The sequence below is a fragment of the Bacillota bacterium genome (assembly GCA_012727955.1).
Taxonomy (GTDB): domain Bacteria; phylum Bacillota; class Limnochordia; order DTU087; family JAAYGB01; genus JAAYGB01.
Map to the genome: position 1 here is coordinate 65,934 of JAAYGB010000008.1, position 13,362 is coordinate 79,295.

Consider the following 13,362-nt stretch of genomic DNA (forward strand, 5'->3'; position numbering starts at 1 on the left):
TAGCCCTTAGCGGTATAACTTGCAAATAGTCAACTCCTGTTGGCCTTGTACCACTTTCCATCGTGACCCACCTTATTCATACCTTGCAGCTCCAATTCTGCCAGGACCACCGGCAGGCCATCGAGAGGCAGCTGAGTGCAGCGCTGCAGATCCTCCACGGGCAAAGGATGAGGCCAGCTATTTAACATCCTCTGGACCAAAGGGGAATTTTTTGCAGCTTGAGCCCTTCACCTCATAGCCTTGTCCGCCTCCGATCTTCGCCGGCCATCGGGAAATTTGCCATCGGTGCCGGTGCCGCAAGCGCATCCCCGGGTTCGGTGATGAGACAGCCCGGTGGTCTTTGAGCCCAGCACAATGGGATTGCAGGCCGGGAAATTGCTCGGTTCTGGGGGCTGACAAAGGATATTCGGTGAGCAGCGGGCCGTGGTCTGTGGTTCTGGGGATACACCCGATGAACTCCGCTGGAGATTACCACCGCCGTGGTCCCGACCGACGATGGCCCAATCGGGGCCGCTGTCGACGCCAAGGGCCACACCACCGATGACCACCACTGACTGGGCCGCTGGCGCAGCGCTAAACTCTGCTATCCAGTCAGAGGACATCGGAGGTAGCCTGCAGCTACTGACAATCGCGACGAGGGGCTGTCTTAACAAATCTAGACAGCCCTGGTGATAAAGGGTAGGCGGCGGACTGGACACTGCCGCAACCGCCAGTAATCGCCTTGATGTTGGCCTCTGCCAGCCGCCGCTGATATCCGATTAGGTCGAAGGACTGCAAATGCCCGACGATGCCGAGGTACAATGTGGTACAAGTCCCCGACACCTGTCTTAATTCCTCCTGGGTACAGCTAAGAACCTTGCCCAAGAGACCCAAGGAGCTGATTAGGGATGTGAGCCGGGTGAAGCCCAGGCCCGGCACCATACTCAGCGATAACCTCAGTTCCCTTTCGGGATAATCAGATGTCCTCATATCCTCCCTCAGTTGTCTCCCGTTCCAAACTGTCGAGAATCTCCCTTAGTTCTTCCTCCCAGCGTAGTTGATACAAGCGCAAATCATCTTCATTGACCAAAGCTCCACCTTCGCAGTTGGTACAAAGCACAGCATAGGTTTCTCCCCGCTGTCCCCGTATACTATGGGGAGTATCAACTTGACAGATCGGACATCGGTATATTCGAGTTGAACCCTTTTCAAATTCCAAAGTCAGATTCCCCCCAGATAAGTCTACTTTTATGATGACCATCTCAGATGGCGGTATCCTGCAACCATCCTACTGGGGGTATTTCGCTATCCGAAGCAACTTTTGACGGATTGGGTTAGCCCTGGACGGGAAAGCCCAGCGATGGCAACTTCGCCACCGGTAACCACGGGACCTCATGGCTGTAGGCAGCAACCCCGGTGCCGTATCGATCCCCACTATGACCAGTAATCCACTTCCCCATAACAGCCCACAGCTAGCTACCCTCTAAACGAAAAAAGACACCTCCCAGGAAAAGACCCTGGTTGGTGTCTCATTGTCAACTCTTCGTTTTGAACTGCGAAATTCCTGCCCTTACTTGGGCCTACTCCACAGGTTCCTGGACCACGCTGAATCCCGCCTGCGTCAAGTCTTCGACGCTCAACAGATGCCCGATGACCACCAAGATTCCCAAGGAGATTCTAGCCCTGTCACCGGAAAAGCCACTGAGGGACCACTGACCGGCCACGTACTGCAGCAACTTGGGTTCATCGTCAACTTCGATGAATCCCTTGGCCCGCAGGACCTTGGCGGGAAACCTTCGGACAAACTCAGCCACAGCCGAGGTATCGGCAAAGGGACCGACGGCTATGCGCTGGGACAGCATCGGGTCCCTCGCAAACTCAGTAGGTTCATCGGTTTCAGTCGGTACAAAGCGCTGCCGACCGGCGATAATTTCCTGCCACGTGGTCGAGCCCAGACGACCAAAACTGGTTGTAAAAATGTCCGCCGCAGGATTAATGCTTTGCAACAACTGCCGCACCTGATCCAGGTACTTGGCATCCACGGTATCGCTTTTGTTGAGGACAATGAAATCAGCGGCTTGTACCTGGCGGGGCACAGCCCGAACAACATCAACCAACTTAGGAAAGGTCAAAGGGTCCACAATGGCTGTGGTGCTGACTAACTCATAGTAGTCCCGCAGCTGGACCGCGTCGATGAAGGAGCTTAACTCCAGAGGATCAGCGATTCCTGTGGCCTCGATTACCATCACGTCGGGTTTGACATCCTTGGCCACCCTCTCCATCTCCGCGAGAAAATCATCTCTGACACAAATGCAAAAAATGGAACCCTTGTTCAACTCACTGAGATGACCATATCCCTCGACTAAGGCTCCGTCAACACCGGTAGCGCCAAACTCGTTCATCAGCACCGCCAAGGTCTGTTCCAGTCCTGTCAGCTGTCTGATCAGCTGATTTAACCAAGTGGTTTTTCCGGCGCCCAGGAACCCGGTGACTAAATAGGTGGGGATTCTGCTGCCTCTGTCCATCCTCGGCCCCTCCCTGCCGCTACTGCCCTTGGGCTGCCCTCACGGCCTTGACATAGGTGGGCAAGTCCGGTATCACCGACACAAAGGTAATTTTGCCGTTGACTACAATCGTCGGCAAATTAGCTACCCCCAACAGCTTCATCCGCTGAATGGACTCAGGACTTGTAGCCTTGTGCTCTACCCAGTCCACAGGCCCCGCGATGTGCTCCGCCACCCGCTGGGTGGCATCGACCATGTACTTACAGGGTGGGCAGGTAGCAGAATCGATGGTAAATACTTCAATCAAGGGATGGGTTAAGTTTTCGTAATCCGGCATAGCAACCTCTACTTCAACTTCCTCCCGCTTTTCATGCATATCCACGAACTGTCGAGCCTTCTCCGGCTCCAAGACAGCCAGGCTAATGGCAGCGACATTGTCGGCAGGAGCGTTGTAGGGCATGTCGCATCCCGGGGACAGAATAAACCCAGTATCGTTGTGGTTTTCGATCAATTCCAAGGCCATACCTATGCAGTCCACTGGTTGCCCCAACAGCAGCACCGTTGTCAAGGGAATGTTTCCGCCAAAGGAAATTCCGTATTCCCTGGCCACCTTCCGAGCCTCTGCCAAGGGAACGTTCTCATCCACCGATATCCCATCGGGACCGCACTGGGCCATCTCAGCCAGAAGGGGAGTGGCGTTGCCGCAAACAAAGTAACAAGAATGTACCCCTAGTTCCCGCAAAGCCTGAAAGAGAATGCGGCTCTCAGTCTTGACGAACTCGGCAAAATGCTCAGCAGAGATCTGGGAAATCATCGGGTCGACGACGGCAATGACGTCCATTCCCGCATCTACGTAATAGGCGGCAACGGTTTGGGTGACCTCTCGACATTTCGCGATTAGTTCCTTAACCTGGTCTGGACTGTCAAACATGTCCAGGAAGAGATTAGTCCCCCGCAGGTGCATCGCCAAGGTAAAGGGCCCACAGACCAATCCATATAGAGCCGTATCCTCGCCAATTGCCTCCTTTAGTCTCGCCATTGCATCGAGAACGATAGGCAAGCGACCATCCTCGGGAGTGGGCATGGCCAGGTTCTCAAGGGGCTCGTACCCTGAAGCCAGAGGATGAGAGATCACACTGGGTGGAGCCTCATCGGCCCACTGCAGCTCACACCCCAGAATCTCCGCTTCAATTTGCAGATCAAAGATCACCGGTTGCCCATCGGTACGATACAGCCTCTTGGCTTCTATTCCACATTCAACTAATTTGTCAGAGCTCAGTAACAGTTCAGTAGCCGTATATCCCCGCAAACTTCCGATTTGCACCCCGGTAAAGGGCACCCAGGGAACTCTAGGTGTCGGTCTTGCCTCCAAGGCCGCCAAAACTAATTCCTTACCATTCAATTCCCTTCCCTCCCCTATATAGCGGCAGGGCTATCCTTCGTCACCGTGGAAAGCTCCTTCCAGACGGCGAATCTCTGCCTTTTCTCCAAACACTTCAACAGGTACCAGTCACTACCTTTGAAGGGCGATGATATCAATCTCCCCGACCTGGGTCCGTAGGTTCTGCTCCAAGACTGATATCCCTGCCTAAGCAAATGATCCTTGGCTAAGTTCTAGCCGCGCCTTCCCTACCGGTAGGCCTGCCATCTCTTCTCCTTCACTAGGCAATTACCAGCCCTAAAATCTCCAGGCGAGGCTCTCGCCGCAGATCAATTTCCCGGGGCGGAGAGATCTGATTGCCATCGGGGGCATACTGGAGCCGAACCACCGGCCGTTTCTTGTTTTCGGTGCAGACTTCAACCACCGTTCCAATCTCACCGGAACTCAGCTGCACCATGGCACCTAGAGGATAGGGCACGGTACTGGCCAACAGGGCGTCCACTACTTCAGGATCGTACTCGATCCCCTTCAAACTGCGAATTACCTGCAGCGCATCAAAGGGTTGCCTCCCACTCCGATACACCCGATCAGCCGTCATTGCGTCATAGGAATCTGTCACCGCCACGATCCGGGCGAACAAATGGATCTCATCTCCCCGCAGTTTCCGGGGATACCCCTGTCCCTTGATCCGCTCATGGTGTTGGTAAGCCACGTGGGCTACTCGGGCACTTACCTGATGGTTTCTTCGCAACAGGTCAAATCCGTACTCGGGATGGCGCTTTACCTCTTCCCATTCCGCAGCGGTCAATCCCGTAGGGCTTTGAATAATGTCCGGTCCCACCAGGACCTTGCCAATATCATGCAGCAATGCGCCCATGGCAAGTTCATTGGCCATGGGAATATTAAGCCCCATCGCCAACCCGACGCTGACAGACATCACACAAACATTGACACTATGGGAGAAGGTATAGCTGTCAAAGGACATGATGCTACCCAAACCCGGCACTATATCGCGGTTTTTCACCACTTCCTCAACTATGGCCGCGGCCACGTCCTTGAGCTGACCAAAATCGATGGTTGCCCCAAGGCGAGCTGCCGAAAAGGCTTTGGCAACGGCAGCAGTCGCCTTGGCCTGAATCTCCGGTGCTAGGACTTCACCTTCATAACTTTCTTCCGGATCTCCGATATAAACTGCCAAGTATCCAAGTTGAGCTAACCTACGGATATATGATTCCTGAAGCACAACTCCCGTGGCCAAGAGCAATCCCCCGTCGGGACTGAACACCGGTCGAGCCAGCCGCATCCCAGGCTTCAGTTTGTCCACCCTTACTATGTGCAATTACCATATCCTCCTACGTTTCGAATAACTGTAACTGAACCCTATCCACCGGAGCGAAGCTACGCCGATGTTCCGGTGTCGGCCCCAAATTGTCCAAAGCAGCCAAATGCTCTTTGGTGCCATACCCCTTGTTGCGCTCAAACCCATAGCCAGGATACCTACGGGCCACTTCACACATGTAGTTATCCCTATGCACCTTGGCCAAGATGGAAGCGGCAGAAATCGCAGCTACCCGAGCATCACCCTTAACCACACTTCTTTGCCGCCAGTTGATTCCAGGAATAACCATCCTGCCGTCAACAAGCACCAGACCTTCTGTGGCTGCGTTGGTCGGCACCGACAATCCCGCCAAGGCCCGGCGCATCGCCAGGAAGGTTGCCTGAAGAATATTCACTCGATCGATCTCCCCAGCCGTAGCTTCCCCCAAGGACCAGGCCAAAGCCAGCTCCTTGATTTCCGCAGCCAATTGCTGCCGCCTTTGATGGGTAAGTTGCTTCGAGTCCCGCAGGCCCACAATGGGACGATCCGGCGATAGAACCACCGCCGCGGCCACTACCGGACCAGCCAAGGGCCCTCGCCCAGCTTCGTCGACTCCAACTACACAGCTAACGCCAGCCCTGTTAAGCAACCAGTTCTGATAGCGGTACAACCGACGGTGCTGGAGTGTAAATTGTTCTGCTGAGTTCCTCCCCAAACACCGCAACTCCTTTCTATACCAAATAGTAAACTTTCTCACATAATGCTAGGTATCCTCCTTAAAACCAAAAAAAGGCACCCTGTTTTCAACAGGACGCCCTCTACACAAATCAAGAGCATATTGAGTTTGGTTAAGGCCCTAGGGTTGGTCTAAGCTCATTGGACCCAGCTTGCCGCTGCGAAAATCCTGCAGGATCAGTCGAGCGGCCTTTTCAAAATCGACCCGGCCCCCCGACATCAATAATCCCCGTCTTCTCCCAATTGCTTCGATTACTTCCACGGCTGTCGGTGGCAATTCTTCCTTCAGCTTGTAGTAGGTGGGGAGAGTCTCAGGGTAGGCCTCGCAGAGGTATTCAACCAGCCTCACCGTCACTTGTTGCCAGTCAAAGACCTCATCGCTAACGGCTCCCGTCACCGCTAGCCCAAAGGCCACCTGTGGATCCTCGAACTTAGGCCATAGGATCCCAGGGGTGTCCAAGATCAGCATTTTATTGCCAACACGAACCCACTGCTTACCCCGGGTAACACCGGCCTTGGCGCCTACCCTCGCCTTCGCCTTGCCTGCTAAGCGGTTGATCAACGATGACTTGCCGACGTTAGGAACTCCCGCTACCAGAATCCGTAGGGGCCGAGGTTGCCGCCCCCTCTGTCTCATCCGGTTGGCTACCCCATCGGCAATCCTTTCCAGTAGAGCCCGCAGGGGTCTCGCCCCTTGGCCACTAGTGAGGTTAAGGGCAACAACATCCTGACCTTCCCGGCGCCAATGATCGAGCCACTCCTGAGTAATGCGCGGATCGGCCAAATCGATTTTGGTCATCGCCAAGACCAGGGTCTTTTCGCCGATCAACCCTGGTAAATCGGGATTGCGACTGCTGTAGGGAATGCGGGCATCTACGACCTCTACGACAACATCTACCACCTTCAGTTGTTCTGAAATTATCCTCTTGGTCTTAGCCATATGCCCGGGATACCATTGAATCAATGTCGTCAATTGTCGTCACCCTATATCCGATATTCTTGTGCCAAACAGCTAGAAATAACTGAAATAAACCTACTCCAGCTCCGTGAGCACCCGGGGAATCTGTAGAATTCCAATTTCCGCTAAGGGCCAATATCGCAGCAAAGCACGACCCACTAATAATTCCCGCGGAACCAATCCCACATCATCAAACCGGCTGTCATCGCTATTGGTGCGATTGTCACCTAAGACATAATAGTGTCCCTCAGGGATTTGTACCGGCATCGTGTCACGGTAGATGGCACCAAAGGTTGGTCCGTTAATGTAGGTTTCCTCTAGCCGTTCCCCATTGACATAGACGTATCCCTGTTTGATGAGGACCTGATCTCCCGGAACGCCAATAATCCGTTTGATAAACTTGCGTCTGGGATCGCTGGGGTACCTAAATACCACGATTTCCCCCCGCTTTGGCTCCCGAAATCGCCAAGTCAACTTATCGACCAGAAGTCGTTCACCATCATGCAGTGTTGGGACCATCGATGACCCCTGTACCAAAAAGGACTGGGCGATAAAAGTGATGATGAATAACGCGAGAACAACGGCAATCACTAAGGCTTCAACATACTCCCGAATTTCGGATTTTAGTCCCCCCACTAATTCACCTCCCTAGTTCATGCGAGAATTGCGCTAGGCAATAAGAGAAAAAGGGACCGGTCAAAGTCCCTTTCCCACTACCGGACAAATAAAGGAGCTTCAGTTTAGTAAATGCTTCGCTCTTTGATCCTGGCAGCTCTTCCTCTACGTTGCCGTAGGTAATACAATTTTGCTCTGCGTACCTTACCCCGACGAGTTACTACAATCTCTGCGATTCTCCGGGAGTGAACAGGGAAAGTCCGCTCGACACCAATACCCTGGGAAATCTTACGCACAGTAAAGGTCTCCCGAATGCCACTACCGGAGCGGGCGATCACTACACCCTCAAAGATTTGAATCCGTTCCCGTTCACCTTCTACAACTCTGACGTGAACCTGAACTGTATCTCCTGGACGAAAATCAGGAATGTCAGTGCGCATCTGCTCCTGCTCTAGGGTGCGGATAATGTCCATTGACTTCAAAACCTCCTCTCGAAAGTCGATCTTCTGCTATCGAAACTCAATCCTCTATTTTTCCTTCGCTAAACTCAGCGATCCAGCGCAAGTCCTGTTCAGACAGCTGCGCCTTGGCCTTCTCTAACAAATCTGGCCGACGTTGCCATGTCCTCAGCAGCGACATTTTCCGCCGCCACCGTCTAATCTTCTCATGGTGTCCCGAAAGCAACACTTCCGGAACCTCTAGTCCATGAAAGACCCGAGGTCTGGTGTATTGGGGGTACTCTAACAACCCATCATAGAGACTATCCTCCCGGGCACTGGCAGGGTCCAAGACCCCTGGCAACAATCGAGTCACTGCATCGACAACAACCATTGCCGGCAACTCGCCTCCGGTGAGAACAAAGTCTCCAATCGAAATCTCATCGGTAACCCATTGGCGGATACGTTCGTCAAACCCTTCGTAGTGACCACAGATTAGGGTCATCTGAGGGAGAGTAGCCAGCGATTTGGCCATCTCTTGGTCAAAGAGCTTGCCCTGTGGGCTGAGCAGATAGATGGGACCACCCTTGCCTAAGGCCTCAGTCACCGCTTCCTCTACCGCCGCCAGCGCCCGATACATGGGCTCGGGCTTGAGGACCATACCCGCTCCACCCCCAAAGGGTGTATCGTCAACCTGGCGGTGCTTGTCGGTAGCATAGTCCCTGATATTCCACAGCCGGATATCAACCAAGCCGGCTTCCTGAGCTCTTTTCAAGATGCTTTCCGAAAAGGGACCGGTAAACATATCCGGAAACAACGTTAGAATATCAATCCGCACCGACGCCACCCCATATACCCTACTCTTCGTCATCTAATAGACCGGGCAATAGTTGAACGACCATCCGCCCTGATTCCACATCAATTTCCTTGACCACATCTTTAATGGCCGGCAGCAAAATCTGCCTGGCTGCCTCAGTTGGAGACTGAACCACATAGACATCATTGGCTCCAGGCTGCAACACGTCCTTGACTGTCCCTAGTTCTCGACCATCCACCGTTACAACCTTAAGACCAATCAAGTCGAAAATATAATAGTGTCCCGGGGGTAGGGATACCAACTCTTCCCTCGTGACCAAAAGGTCACTTCCCCGCAATGCTTCCGCCGCCTCCATACTGTCAATATCCACCAGCTTCAGGAGCACAAAATTGTTCTGATGCCTGGCTTGAGCAATCTGATATCGTCTTGGCTCCCGATTGGGCGGACGGACAATGACGGATTCCATCTCGAGGAACCGATCGGGAAATTGAGTGGAGGGCTCAACCTTTACCTCACCCCGTACGCCATGGGGGCGGACTATCCGTCCGATGTCAAACAGCTCAGTTCTTGATGTCACCTAAAGCTCCACTCCCCAGACGTTCTGCGGTTAGCCTTGACGCAGTTCAACTACTACACCATCTTTTGTCAGAATCTCCTGTCTCAGCAACTGTTCTAAGGAGGTTCCGACCTCGAGCCGGACGATGCGCTGCAGGGTGCCTCGGGTAATCTCGTCGCCGAGATTAAGGGCTTCTATCTCCCTCAGTCGAGCCTGAGCTCGTTCCTTGGCCTGTTGGCGCTTCTCCCTCTCCTCATCTAGTTGCAGTCGAACATCCATGGCCCGCTTGAGATTCTGTTTTTCCAGATCCGGTAGCATGCGTTTGGCTTGGAACTCCAGCTGCTGTAGTTCGATGTCTAGCTGTCCAATGCTACGGCGAGCTTCTTTAACTAGTTCTTCCTTAAGTCTTTCAGTAACAACGGACTTCCAAGTAATCGGTAGATTCACTGTAATGTGGTCCACCAAATCCCCCCTGACACCGCCAAAAATCACCGGAGCATCAGTCGATGATCTCAACGTGGACCATCTTTCCTTCTTTGGTTGCTGCGGCTTTGACGACGGTCCGAATGGCTCGGGCAATCCGGCCTCTCTTGCCGATCACTTTCCCCATGTCTTCCTCTGCCACTCGTAACTCGATGATCAGGGATTTTTCACCTTCAACTTGACTAACCTGAACATCCTCTGGTTGATCAACCAGTGACTTAACCATGAACTCAACAAGCTCTCGCATCTAGCTTACCCCCTGCTGCACCTACTTGCGAGATGCAGTAAACTTCTTCATGATCCCGACTCGAGTAAGCAGTTGTTTGGCACTGTCGGACGGCTGAGCACCCTTGCGCAACCAATCCAAGGTCTTATCCTCATCTATCTGAATCTCTGCCGGTTCGGCAATCGGATTGTAGTATCCCAACTGCTCGATAAAGGCACCATCCCTGGCAGCCCTGGAGTCGGCAACTACCAACCGGTAAAAGGGGCGTTTCTTGGCACCCATACGGCGCAATCGAATTCGTACTGCCATCTGTGTCACCTCCTCTAAGTCTATTATTGGAAAAATCCACCAAACACCATTTGTGTATAATTAACGGTTAGGTACCGTTAATCTCCTAGCGTAACCCTTCGGGTTAGTTGAACATCCGGAAAAGCCCTTTCCGCTTGCGGCTAGTTCTCTCCATAGCTCCCAGTTGCTTCATCATCTGTTTTGTATCTCGGAATTGCTTCAGCAAGCGGTTGATGTCCTGAACTCGAGTTCCACTGCCGGCAGCGATTCGCCGTTTCCGGCTGCGATCAATCATTCCCGGATTTCTTCGCTCCTGGGGAGTCATTGAGTAAATGATGGCCTCGATTCGCTTGAAATGACTCTCATCAAGCTCCAAGCCCTTTAGTCCCTTCACCTGGGACATGCCGGGAATCATTTCCATGATCTGCTCCAAGGGACCCATATTCTGCACTTGCTTCATCTGCTCGAGGAAATCATCGAAGGTAAACTCTGCCTTTCGGAACCTTTCGGCCATTTCCTTGGCCTTGGCTTCATCGATGGCCGATTCTGCCCTTTCTATCAGGCTAAGCACGTCGCCCATTCCCAAAATACGCGAGGCAATCCGATCAGGGTGAAAGGGCTCCAATCCATCGATTTTTTCGCTCATTCCTGCATACTTGATGGGCTTACCGGTCACCGCCCGAATGGACAGTGCTGCTCCCCCTCGGGCGTCACCATCCATCTTGGTCAAGATGACACCATCGATATCAAGGCGATTGTCGAATTCCTGGGCTACATTCACTGCCTCCTGACCAATCATCGCATCAACAACGAGTAGAATTTGATCAGGCTCAGTGGCCGCCTTGATCTCCTCCAACTCCTGCATCATATCTTCGTCAACTTGAATCATACCAGCCGTATCTATCAGGACTACATCATTGCCGTGGGTACGGGCATGCTCGACACCGGCCTTGACAATATCAACGGGACTTAGCTTGTCGCCCATTTGGAAAACCGGAGCCTCTACCTGCTCCCCCAGCACCATCAATTGCTTGATGGCTGCTGGACGATACACGTCGGCCGCAACCAGCAGTGGCCGATGGCCCTGTTTCTTCAGCTGGTAGGCCAGCTTCGCGGCAGCAGTGGTCTTTCCTGCTCCCTGCAATCCCACCAACAACACCTTACTGGGCCCTCGACTGGATAACTCCAACCGACTGTGGGAACCTCCCATTAGTTCCGTCAGCTCATCCCGGACGATCTTGATGACCTGCTGAGCCGGAGACAGACTGGACAACACTTCCTGCCCCACAGCCCGTTCCTGGACCCGATTGACAAAATCCCTAACAACCTTGTAGTTTACATCGGCTTCTAAGAGGGCCAATCGCACTTCCCGCAGGGCGGTCTTGACGTCTTTTTCACTTAGCTTGCCACGATCCTTCAGACCATCTAGGGCATTTTGCAGCTTTTCCGCCAGATTACCAAATATCGCCATGGTCACCGTCCTCCCATAGGCCAGCCTGTACACCAAACAACCCTATTTCAGCTTGCTTAGATAGCTCAGCGCTCGGCGTATTTGCTCCGAACCGGGTTGATCACCCATTAGATCGAGGCTTTCTCGCAGCTGCTCTTCTACTATGGCCACAATTTCCTGCTCTTCCCGATAACGCCGAATCAAGCCGAGCTTATCTTCCATTTCCCGGAGCGACCGTTCAGCGCGATGGACCAAATCATAGACACCTTGGCGACTGATCTGCAGTTGCTGGGCAATTTCACCCAAAGATAGATCCTCTTCGTGGTATAGTTCGAAGACCTTTTGTTGACGCTCGGTCAAAATCGCGCCATAGAAATCGAAGAGCAAATTTTTCTCTGTCAAATTATCCATGAGAAACAACCTCTGTTAAGCAGAATTGCTTGACAGAGGTTAGTATACCCAAGCCATCATCGATTGTCAACTAGTTTTCTTGCTTGCCGCTAATCTTCCGTGGCAAAAAGGGCATCGACAAAATCCTCAGCCACAAAATCCCGCAGATCATTGTATCCTTCGCCGATGCCAATCAACTTGATAGGTAGTCCCAGCTCATGGGCAATGGCCACGACAATCCCGCCCTTGGCAGTGCTATCGAGTTTGGTCAAGGCAACGGCACTGACGGGAGTCGCTTCACTAAAGACCCGAGCTTGGGACAGAGCGTTTTGACCGGTGGTGGCGTCTACAGTCAAGATCACCTCATCTGCAGGCCGACCCAACTCCCGCTCCACCACGCGATACACCTTTGACAGCTCTTTCATCAAGTTGGTTTTGTTCTGCAAACGTCCTGCGGTGTCGATAATGATCACATCGGCTCCCCGGGCTCTGCCAGCCTGAATGGTGTCAAAGGCCACGGCCGCGGGATCAGAGCCCTCTTGGTGTCGGATCATATCGGCACCGGCCCGGTTGGCCCACACCTCCAACTGATCGATGGCTGCCGCTCGGAAGGTGTCCCCGGCACCGAGCAAGACCTTCTTGCCCTGCTGTGTATATCGATAGGCTAGCTTACCGATGGTTGTGGTCTTGCCAGCGCCATTCACTCCCACCACCACATAAACCGTTGGCGAGTCCTCCCGCAGAGCCAATTGTCCCGAATTAGCCGTCAAGATCTCACCGATTAGCTCTGCCAAGACGGGTCTCAACTCGTCGGCACGCTTAAGCCCCCGCTCCTTAATGGCCGTCCGAAGCTCGTCCATCAAGTACAAAGTAGTGGACACCCCGATATCCGCCTGAACCAATAATCCTTCCAGCTCTTCCAAGATATCCTCATCGATTTCACTTCGGGTCAGCACCTGATCTACTCGACTGACAAAACCACTGCGGGTCTTGGCTAGACCTTGCTTCAGGCGGGCAAATAGTCCCCTACCGCCCCCATTGGGAGAAGACTCGTCGTCGGAGGTCTTAGCCTCGTCAGCACCGGATTTTCCGGGGGTAACTTCCTCTTGCTGAATCTCCTCTTTCTCGGCGATCTCCCGCTGGTTCTCTACCGACTGCTCCTTGGTTAGTTTTTCTTCCCTTTCGGCAGCACCCTTGCGCCGAAACAGGTTGCGCAATACCATCC

At 53.2% G+C, this 13,362-nt stretch carries 19 protein-coding genes; all 19 read right to left on the reverse strand.

Annotated features, from left to right (window positions below):
• Positions 1-29: 29 nt before the first annotated feature.
• Positions 30-188: a hypothetical protein gene (locus tag GX030_02325; protein NLV91216.1), complete on the reverse strand. Its 159-nt coding sequence runs from the start codon at positions 186-188 to the stop codon at positions 30-32.
• Positions 189-227: 39 nt separating this feature from the next.
• Positions 228-698, reverse strand: coding sequence for a hypothetical protein (locus GX030_02330; GenBank protein ID NLV91217.1), 471 nt, complete (start codon positions 696-698; stop codon positions 228-230).
• Positions 619-969 carry a hypothetical protein gene (locus tag GX030_02335; protein ID NLV91218.1) on the reverse strand — a complete coding sequence of 117 codons (351 nt, stop codon included), beginning with the start codon at positions 967-969 and terminating at the stop codon, positions 619-621. Before GX030_02335 ends, GX030_02330 begins: the two co-directional genes overlap by 80 nt.
• Positions 956-1,198, reverse strand: a complete 243-nt coding sequence (locus GX030_02340; protein ID NLV91219.1) for a hypothetical protein — start codon at positions 1,196-1,198, stop codon at positions 956-958. Before GX030_02340 ends, GX030_02335 begins: the two co-directional genes overlap by 14 nt.
• Before the next feature lie 361 nt (positions 1,199-1,559).
• Positions 1,560-2,504, reverse strand: a complete 945-nt coding sequence (locus GX030_02345; protein NLV91220.1) for a hypothetical protein — start codon at positions 2,502-2,504, stop codon at positions 1,560-1,562.
• A gap of 19 nt (positions 2,505-2,523) precedes the next feature.
• Positions 2,524-3,885 (reverse strand): uroporphyrinogen decarboxylase, encoded by a 1,362-nt coding sequence (locus GX030_02350; protein NLV91221.1) that lies wholly within the window; start codon positions 3,883-3,885, stop codon positions 2,524-2,526.
• Positions 3,886-4,144: 259 nt separating this feature from the next.
• The gene (locus GX030_02355) at positions 4,145-5,203 is read right to left on the reverse strand and encodes an HD-GYP domain-containing protein (protein ID NLV91222.1); all 1,059 of its coding nucleotides are present in this window, start codon (positions 5,201-5,203) and stop codon (positions 4,145-4,147) included.
• A gap of 13 nt (positions 5,204-5,216) precedes the next feature.
• Positions 5,217-5,897, reverse strand: coding sequence for a ribonuclease HII (locus tag GX030_02360; GenBank protein ID NLV91223.1), 681 nt, complete (start codon positions 5,895-5,897; stop codon positions 5,217-5,219).
• 141 nt (positions 5,898-6,038) lie between these two features.
• Positions 6,039-6,857, reverse strand: coding sequence for a ribosome biogenesis GTPase YlqF (gene ylqF, locus GX030_02365; GenBank protein ID NLV91224.1), 819 nt, complete (start codon positions 6,855-6,857; stop codon positions 6,039-6,041).
• A gap of 93 nt (positions 6,858-6,950) precedes the next feature.
• A complete protein-coding gene (gene lepB / locus GX030_02370) occupies positions 6,951-7,511 on the reverse strand; it encodes a signal peptidase I (protein NLV91225.1) in 561 nt (186 codons plus the stop codon).
• 104 nt (positions 7,512-7,615) lie between these two features.
• The gene (gene rplS, locus GX030_02375) at positions 7,616-7,963 is read right to left on the reverse strand and encodes a 50S ribosomal protein L19 (protein NLV91226.1); all 348 of its coding nucleotides are present in this window, start codon (positions 7,961-7,963) and stop codon (positions 7,616-7,618) included.
• Between the two features lie 46 nt (positions 7,964-8,009).
• Complete coding sequence (trmD, locus tag GX030_02380; protein NLV91227.1) at positions 8,010-8,765, reverse strand: tRNA (guanosine(37)-N1)-methyltransferase TrmD; 756 nt, start codon at positions 8,763-8,765, stop codon at positions 8,010-8,012.
• Positions 8,766-8,784: 19 nt separating this feature from the next.
• Positions 8,785-9,303, reverse strand: a complete 519-nt coding sequence (gene rimM / locus GX030_02385) for a 16S rRNA processing protein RimM (protein ID NLV91228.1) — start codon at positions 9,301-9,303, stop codon at positions 8,785-8,787.
• 48 nt (positions 9,304-9,351) lie between these two features.
• On the reverse strand, positions 9,352-9,816 hold the full coding sequence (locus tag GX030_02390; protein ID NLV91229.1) for a 16S rRNA processing protein RimM: 465 nt from the start codon (positions 9,814-9,816) through the stop codon (positions 9,352-9,354).
• Entirely contained in the window at positions 9,800-10,030 is a 231-nt protein-coding gene (locus tag GX030_02395) for a KH domain-containing protein (protein ID NLV91230.1), read from the reverse strand. The genes GX030_02390 and GX030_02395 overlap by 17 nt, the downstream gene beginning before the upstream one ends.
• A 21-nt stretch (positions 10,031-10,051) precedes the next feature.
• Positions 10,052-10,318, reverse strand: a complete 267-nt coding sequence (rpsP, locus tag GX030_02400; protein ID NLV91231.1) for a 30S ribosomal protein S16 — start codon at positions 10,316-10,318, stop codon at positions 10,052-10,054.
• A 103-nt stretch (positions 10,319-10,421) separates the two neighbouring features.
• Complete coding sequence (ffh, locus tag GX030_02405) at positions 10,422-11,768, reverse strand: signal recognition particle protein (protein NLV91232.1); 1,347 nt, start codon at positions 11,766-11,768, stop codon at positions 10,422-10,424.
• Positions 11,769-11,810: 42 nt separating this feature from the next.
• Positions 11,811-12,158, reverse strand: a complete 348-nt coding sequence (locus GX030_02410) for a transcriptional regulator (GenBank protein NLV91233.1) — start codon at positions 12,156-12,158, stop codon at positions 11,811-11,813.
• A gap of 89 nt (positions 12,159-12,247) precedes the next feature.
• Positions 12,248-13,360 carry a signal recognition particle-docking protein FtsY gene (gene ftsY / locus GX030_02415; GenBank protein ID NLV91234.1) on the reverse strand — a complete coding sequence of 371 codons (1,113 nt, stop codon included), beginning with the start codon at positions 13,358-13,360 and terminating at the stop codon, positions 12,248-12,250.
• Between the last annotated feature and the right edge of the window lie 2 nt (positions 13,361-13,362).